3 protein-coding genes and 1 pseudogene are annotated in these 3,043 nt (G+C 68.7%); 2 read left to right on the top strand and 2 right to left on the bottom strand.

Features of this window, described 5'->3' with window-relative positions; genetic code table 11:
• Window positions 1–299: pseudogene (locus AAG801_RS41355) on the top strand (hypothetical protein); the annotation flags it as partial.
• Here AAG801_RS41355 and AAG801_RS41350 read toward each other — a convergent pair.
• Window positions 268–882, bottom strand: a complete 615-nt coding sequence (locus AAG801_RS41350; RefSeq protein WP_341893678.1) for a DUF308 domain-containing protein — start codon at window positions 880–882, stop codon at window positions 268–270. The pseudogene AAG801_RS41355 and the gene AAG801_RS41350 overlap by 32 nt on opposite strands.
• 150 nt (window positions 883–1,032) lie before the next feature.
• On the opposite strand from AAG801_RS41350, the gene AAG801_RS41345 reads away from it, so the two are divergent.
• Window positions 1,033–2,502 (top strand): HD domain-containing phosphohydrolase, encoded by a 1,470-nt coding sequence (locus AAG801_RS41345; protein ID WP_341893677.1) that lies wholly within the window; start codon window positions 1,033–1,035, stop codon window positions 2,500–2,502.
• A gap of 31 nt (window positions 2,503–2,533) precedes the next feature.
• Here AAG801_RS41345 and AAG801_RS41340 read toward each other — a convergent pair.
• On the bottom strand, window positions 2,534–3,043 hold a 510-nt coding region (locus tag AAG801_RS41340), incomplete at its 5' end, for a DUF6537 domain-containing protein (RefSeq protein ID WP_341893676.1).

Below are 3,043 nucleotides of genomic sequence, written 5' to 3'. Positions count from 1 at the left end.
TGGACTGCGAGGCCGAGCACGCCGCGATCCTGGCGCTCGCGGCGACGCGCCGCATCCTCATCCTCAGCGGCGATGTCCACGAGAACCGCTTCGCCGTGCCATGGCCAGCGGGCCCCTGGAGCCTGTTCGAGGCCACCTCGTCCGGCGCTGCGTTGCGCACAGCCGTCACCATCGGCGCGCTGCAGTGCAACTGGGGGCTCGTCGACATCACGAAGGACCAGGTGACCATCGAGCTGTCGCAGCTGCATATGGACACGCGCCGCCGCGTCATCGACCGGAAGAAGTGGAAGATGCTGTAGGCGTGATGGGGCGGGGGTTCACGGCCCCTCCATTCGGCTTGCGAAGCAGGATCACGAGCCCGGAGATCAGGAAGTACACCGCGCCCACCGCCGCATAGCCTGCGAGCGTCTGCAAGACCGGTGCACCGGTCCCTTGCTGTGCAACGAAGAAGCCGCCGGCCAGCGCAGACTGCGCGCCGCTCAGCATCATCACCCACTGCCCCCGGTGGCTCTTTCGGCGGCGAAGGGCCGTCGCCAGCTGCAGAAGGCCTGACACGATGGCCCAGACCCCGAAGATGGCCAGGCCGATCTGGAGCCCGAATACCAAAGAGCCCGCGACGGCAGCGGTGACCAGCGCGCTGATCCACGTGTTCAGCATCTGGGTCGGGTTGGCTTGGGTGCCGCCCGCCATCCGGGCATCCACCAGATTCGCCAGCGCGTCCCACGCCGGATAGATGACCAGCAGGATCGTCGTCAGCACAGGCGACTGCTTGGCGACAGAGAAGGCCAGCGCGACCCATACGAAGGAAAAGGCCGCACGGGTGAAATAGAGCTTGCGCAGCCAGGCGGCCGGTTGCAGTTGAGGTTGGATGACGTAGGGCATGGCGGAGATGGGTAAGAGGAGGGTGGGGACGCCTCGAACGAGGCGCGTGCAACGATTCTTCTGCGTTCCTTTCAGCTGCGGTATCGGTCGAATGACCGACAGGCACCGATCCGACGGCTGTGCGATGCTGTGCACCCGCCTCCCGACGCCATGCCCGAAGACACCTCCCTCACCGCTTTCGACGCGGCCCGCGCGCTTGCCTTCATCGGCGACCTGAGCATGGGCCAGCCCATCGACCATTCCCTGCGCACCGCCTGGCTGGCCGGAATGATCGCGACGCAAGCCGGCTGCGACGCGGCGCAGGTCGAGGTCGCGCAACACGTGGCGCTGCTGCGCTGGTCGGGTTGCACGGCGAACGCGCAGGAGTTCGCGGACTTTCTCGAAGACGACGTGCTGGGCCGGCGCGCCCTTCTCGCCTCGTCGCAGCCGCGCATGCGGCAATCCAACCGTGCGTCCATCCCCGGGGCCGTGGTGGAGATGGCGAACATCCATTGCGAGATTGCCGGCGACATCGCGAACATGCTCGGCCTGGGGCGCGATGCCGAGGCCGCCCTGCGCGCCATCTTCGAAGCGTTCGATGGCAGCGGCGTGCCCGGCCTGCTGCAGGGCGATGCCGTGCCCCTTGCGACCTATGTCGTGGCCCTGGCGAGCGATCTCGAAATCTTCAGCCGCCTTTATGGGCTCGAGGAAGCCCTCACGCTCACGCGGGGACGCGCGAACAGCCTCTACCCCGGCTTCCTGGTCGACGCCTGCGCACCGCACGCCGCGGCGTGGATAAAGCAGTTGGATGCTCCGACCCCACCGTGGACCGATGCCGCCGACGCGTCGACGTCCATGCGCCAGCGCGTCGGCCTGGAACTCGTCGGCGACGTGAGCGACCTCAAGCTGCCTTGGATGACGGGCTACTCGCGGCGCGTGGCCAAGCTGGCGCGCGACTGCAGCGCCCAACTGGGAATGAACGAAGCCTTGCGCCATCGCATCTACAGGGCCGGCCTGATCCACGGCATCGGCCGGGCCGCGGTTCCCAACGCCATCTGGAATGCGCCCGAACCGCTGCCGGCCGCGTCGATGGAGCGCCTGCGGCTCGTGCCGTACTGGACGTCTCGCGCCGCAGGGCAGATCGACGGTCTCGCGGCAGAAGCAGAAATCGCCTCGTTCGCCTTCGAGCGGCGCGATGGCTCCGGCTACTTCCGTGGCCGCTCCGGCGCGTCGATGCCGCGCGAAGGGCAGGTCGTCGCGGCGGCCGAGCAGTGGGTGTCGCACCGCACCCGCCGGCCGTGGCGACCCGAACTGACCGACGCCCAGGCGCGCGATCGCCTGCAGGCGGACGCCGAGGCCGGTCGTTTCGACAAAGAGGTCGTCGCCGCGCTGCTCGCCTGCGCGCTCTCGGGCGCGCCTGTGAAGCCCATGGTGCCTGCGCAGGACGACGCATCGCTGTCCCAGCGCGAACTGGACGTGCTGCGCTGCATCAGCCAGGGCGACAACACGAAGCAGGTCGCGCGCACGTTGAACATCAGCGCGAGCACGGTACGCACGCACGTCGAACGCGTGTTCCGCAAACTCGGTTGCTCGACCCGCGCGGCCGCCACGCTGAAGGCCTCTGCCAGAGGCTTGCTGTAGCGGGGCGGCACAGACGCGGCCGCCCCATCGTTCAAGCGGCCATGGGCTCCGCCCGGACCGCACGCGCAGGCGCCCCGGTATCGAGCTGCCCACGCAGCATCTCCCACCGCACGCGCGCCGACACGATGCTTTCTTCCTTCACATGCCCGAAACCGCGAATCTGCTCCGGCAGCCGCGCCAGCGACAGGGCCGTGTCGAAGTCGATGCGCTCGAAGCGTGCGAGCAGGTCGTCGACCATCGCGCGGTAGTCGGCAACCAGCTGGCGCTCCATGCGGCGCTCGGCGGTGCGGCCGAACGGATCGAGCGCCGTGCCGCGCAGGCCGCGCAGCTTCGCAAGCACGCGGAAGGCGCCGAGCATCCACGGGCCGAAGCTGGTCTTCAGCGCGCGGCCTTCCGCGTCGCGACGCCCCAGCACCGGCGGCGCCAGGTGAAAGCGCAGCACGGGCTTGCCTTCGAACTGCTCGCCGAGCTTCTCCATGAAGCGCGGGGCGGCGTACAGGCGTGCCACCTCGTACTCGTCCTTGTAGGCCATGAGCTTGAA

The sequence above is a fragment of the Variovorax sp. YR752 genome, assembly GCF_943372545.1.
This window is presented reverse-complemented; position numbering and strand designations above follow the sequence as displayed.